This window comes from Sodalis sp. (in: enterobacteria), assembly GCF_047607725.1.
GTDB lineage: Bacteria > Pseudomonadota > Gammaproteobacteria > Enterobacterales > Enterobacteriaceae > JBLKSS01.
On the sequence record NZ_JBLKSS010000239.1, the window covers coordinates 1 to 4,100 of the forward strand.

A 4,100-nucleotide genomic window follows, 5' to 3' on the forward strand; every position below is an offset into this window, starting at 1 on the left:
ACAATCTTCATATCGACGTTGTTGATCTAAAATACTCATTGGGCAGCAACGGCCATAGCAAGCGCGAGTTGATCATCCGCAATTTCGTCTGATTTACTTTTTGCAAAAAATTCTGGACTGTCCAAAATAGCCATTTTTTAGGGTTTATAGGAGTCCAGAATTAATTGCAAATTAGTCCAGAATTGATTGCATCGCTACACATGCCGTTTCAGAGGATCAGATCCGCTTTCTGCGTTTTGACGATATCCCGCGGCGTGGGCTGATAATCATGCACCTCCGCGCCCGGGCGGGTGATGGAATGGACCTTCCGCCGCCTCACCCGCGACCTGACGGGCCATATCCTGAATCACGGTAAAAGTGGTAATGACCTGAAAGGGTTTTTCCGCCCGCGCGCTGCTGGTGAATAGCGCGACCAGCATCAGGCGCAGCGTAAAAGGCGCACGGGTGAGAACGTGACAAGGAGAAGGTGTCATGGCCATGGCGATTTCCCGGGTTGCGGTTAGCGTCTGAAAAAGCAGCAATCACGCCTCTATTCGCGTGGGAAGCGCCGGTGGCGCTTGCCTAAACGTTATCCCGTGGCGACCTGTCGTCGGTGCCTTRCCGGCGTGGCGATTGCTTAATGGACATGTATAGCATAGGCTATATTAGATAGTAAAAGCAATTAATTCAAAATTTTGTACTCGACCGCTCTTCGTTTAGAATGCTTAGCCACAATGTGCCTGTCCCGCCCGCGCGGGACCGTTGGCCATGACATAACGAGGAACAGGCATGACCCAGGGTGATTCATCCGCGCTGTCCAGCGATCTCACGCCGTTGGTGGACGTGAAAGAGCATGTACAGGGATTCTTGCAGGTGCGTGAGGCGCATCGGCGCGAGCTGATAGATGACTATGTCGAGTTGATAGCCGATCTAATCCGCGATTGCGGCGAAGCGCGCCAGGTGGATCTGGCGGCGCGGCTGGGTGTTTCGCAGCCGACGGTGGCCAAAATGCTCAAGCGGCTGGCGGCGGCGGGATTGGTGGAGCAGCAACCCTATCGCGGCATCTTTCTGACCGCTGAGGGGGAGGCGCTGGCCCATGAAAGCCGCATGCGCCATCAGATCGTGGAATCCTTCCTGCTGGCGCTGGGTGTCAGCGCCGAAACCGCGCGTCGCGACGCCGAAGGCATTGAGCATCACGTCAGTGATGAAACGTTACAAATTTTCCGCCGCTTTGCCGATAACGCCGAAAACCGCTAACTCCCCCCGTTGACCCTTTCCCTCGCCCTGTGGCGTCGCGTTCGCGCGGCGTTGCCGCCGCCCGGATGCGCCAAATTGAACTATGCTTGGATAAACAATTTTTATTAGCAAAATCAAACGGCCGCCGTGACGACGGGCGGCGCCGTACGCGTATCTGAGGTAGACACATGGCAACCAAAACCAGCGATTTTTTTGTGGAGCCCCTGAAGTCATGGGGCGTCACCCGTATTTACGGTTATCCCAGCGACGGCATCAATGGCGTACTGGGCGCGCTGCAGCGTGCCGCCAAGGACGGCGGCGAGGGTATCGAATTCATTTAGGTACGCCATGAGGAAATGGCGGCGTTTATGGCCACCGCGCATGCCAAACTGACCGGCGAGCTGGGCGTGTGTCTTTCCACCGGCGGTCCGGGGGCGACGCACCTGTTGACCGGTCTGTATGATGCGCGCATGGATCATGTGCCGGTGTTGGCCATCGTCGGGCAGGCGGAAACCACATCGCGCGGCGCCAGCTACCAGCAAGAGCTGAATCTCGATCGCCTGTTCGCTGACGTGGCGGCTTTCGTGCAGGAGGCGGCGGTGCCGGCGCAAGTGCGCCATGTACTGGATCGCAGTGTACGCGTGGTGCTCGCGAGAAACGCCGTCGCGGCGGTGATATTGCCGAAAGACGTGCAGGATGCGCCCTGGGAGGCGCCGGCCGTCGCCCACGGCTTTACCCGCTCAGGCGTCGGTTACCAATCCCCGCGGGTGGTACCGCAGGTCGCGAAACTGACACGCGCGGCCGAAGTGCTTAACACCGGCAAAAAGATAGCGATTCTGGTGGGCGCCGGCGCGCGCGGTGCGGCGCAGGACATCATCGACGTGGCGGACATATTGGGGGCGGGAGTGGCCAAGGCGCTGCTCGGCAAAGATGTGCGGCCGGACGATTTGCCGTTTGTCACCGGCGCCATTGGACTGCTCGGCACGCGGCCGTCTTCGGATATGATGAGCGAATGCGACACGCTTTTAATGATTGGTAGCGGCTTCCCCTGGGCGGAGTTTTTGCCGGCGGACGGGCAGGCGCGGGGCGTACAGATTGATATCGAGCCGTCCCTGCTGTCGCTGCGCTACCCGATGGAGGTCAACTTGCACGGCGATGCCGCACAAACGCTGCGCGCGCTGCTGCCGCTTCTGACGCGCAATAAACATCGCGCTTGGCAGAATAACATCGGCCGGCAGATGAAGAAATGGTGGCAAACGCTGGAAAAACGGGCCATGGCGCCGGCAAGCCCCGTCAATCCCCAGCGGGTGGTGTGGGAAATGTCGCCGCTTTTGCCGGCGAACGCCATCGTGACCTCCGACTCCGGATCTTGCGCCAACTGGTTTGCCCGTGCTTTACGCATCAAGCAGGGGCAGCGCGCTTCGCTCTCCGGCGGCCGGGCGTCGATGGGGGCGGCGGTCCCTTATGCCATCGCAGCCAAATTCGCCTGTCCCTCGCAACCGGTGGTGGCGCTGGTGGGCGATGGCGCCATGCAGATGAACAATCTGGCCGAGCTTATCACCGTGCAAAAATACTGGCAGCGCTGGGTCGATCCGCACTTTATCGTGTGCGTGTTTAATAACCACGATCTGAATCAGGTGACCTGGGAGCAACGGGTGATGGAAGGTAATCCGCGCTATCAGGCCAGTCAGGATGTGCCCGATGTCCCCTATGCCGGCTTTGCAAAAAATTTGGGGCTGGAGGGCATTTTCGTCGATGACCCCGCGGATTTGCGGCAGGCCTGGGCCACGGCTCTGGCGGCGGATCGGCCGGTCGTCATTGAGGTGATGACCGATCCGGAAATCGCGCCGTTTCCACCGCATATTTCGCTGGCCCAGGCCAAAGCCTTTATATCATCGCTGGCCAAAGGGGATCGCGGCGCAGGACAAGTGATTGCCGATACGGCGTCGCAGCTCATAAGTGAAGTGCTGCCCGGTAAGCGCGGCCAGTAGGCCCGCCGACGAGTTCCCGTCCGCCATGGATAAGCTAGGCATCGGGTAGGCTAGCGGCGGTGCGGCGTCAGCGCTCGAGCAAAGCGGCATCGGCGTCATCCGCTCGCGCATCGGCTTGCCAGGGCTTTTGCAGAATAAAATGGATAGCGTGGACGGTCGGGTCATCCCACAATTGCGGGTGCTGGTACACCAGCGTTTTCAGCGCATTATACCCATAAGGCAACTGGCGCCAGCGCCGGTCAAAAAACTGGTTTAGCAAATCCTGCTCCGGGAAAGGGTAGCGCGTCAGATCGTCGATAGCGTCCAACGCCCTTTGCAGCGCGGCATAAGTCGCCTTGTCCGGCGTCAGCATCATAAAACCGGAATTGAAATAGCCCGCGCTGCCGTCCCGCGGCATCGGCTGGCCCGGCCGATAATGGCTGTAAAAACAATTCTCTGGCACACAGTCCGCCGGATAGCGGTCAATTCGCAGCGGGTTGCAGCGGCAGGCATGACAGGCGGCAACCCACCCCGTGGGCAACGGCTGCGTGAACAGGGAGTCCATATTTTTCACCACCAGCATATCCGCATCCAGAAATACCAGCCGGGAGAAATCGTCCTGCGCCCAGGCGCATAATTTGGTCCAGATCTCCGAAAATTGCGCCCGGGCGTAATGGGCGCGTATTCCTGGCCGGGGGCGCAGCGCCGGGACCTCGGGAATCGACTCGGTGACCATGACCACCAGCGGATAGCGGCTGCCGCTTTGCTGCAGCGAAGTAAGCGCCCCGTGGAGGACGTCTTGAATTATTGGTGGGTTTGTTGTATGAGACAGTAAACCTACGTTACACGCTTATGCTCATTGCATTTTCACATTGTATTGATTTTAATAACTTTTATTTCCATCCCGGTTTGAGT

Annotated in this window: 2 protein-coding genes and 2 pseudogenes; 2 read left to right on the top strand and 2 right to left on the bottom strand. The window is 58.8% G+C overall.

Annotation, left to right across the window (positions count from 1 at the left end):
* Nucleotides 1-211: 211 nt before the first annotated feature.
* Nucleotides 212-419 (bottom strand): annotated as a pseudogene (locus tag ACMX3H_RS17440) (metal ABC transporter solute-binding protein, Zn/Mn family); the annotation flags it as partial.
* Between the two features lie 349 nt (nucleotides 420-768).
* Here ACMX3H_RS17440 and mntR point away from each other — a divergent pair.
* Together mntR and ACMX3H_RS17450 are read left to right on the top strand one after the other, a co-directional pair.
* Entirely contained in the window at nucleotides 769-1,236 is a 468-nt protein-coding gene (gene mntR / locus ACMX3H_RS17445) for a manganese-binding transcriptional regulator MntR (protein WP_415211711.1), read from the top strand.
* 167 nt (nucleotides 1,237-1,403) lie between these two features.
* A pseudogene (locus tag ACMX3H_RS17450) lies at nucleotides 1,404-3,206 on the top strand (thiamine pyrophosphate-requiring protein).
* A 67-nt stretch (nucleotides 3,207-3,273) separates the two neighbouring features.
* Here ACMX3H_RS17450 and ACMX3H_RS17455 read toward each other — a convergent pair.
* The gene (locus ACMX3H_RS17455; RefSeq protein WP_415211712.1) at nucleotides 3,274-3,921 is read right to left on the bottom strand and encodes a glycosyltransferase; all 648 of its coding nucleotides are present in this window, start codon (nucleotides 3,919-3,921) and stop codon (nucleotides 3,274-3,276) included.
* Nucleotides 3,922-4,100 lie beyond the last annotated feature (179 nt).

Excerpts from the sequence above, each read along its gene's own strand:
- mntR (WP_415211711.1), top strand. The coding sequence starts at position 769 with ATGACCCAGGGTGATTCATCCGCGCTGTCCAGCGATCTCACGCCGTTG.
- ACMX3H_RS17455 (WP_415211712.1), bottom strand. The coding sequence starts at position 3,921 with ATGGTCACCGAGTCGATTCCCGAGGTCCCGGCGCTGCGCCCCCGGCCA.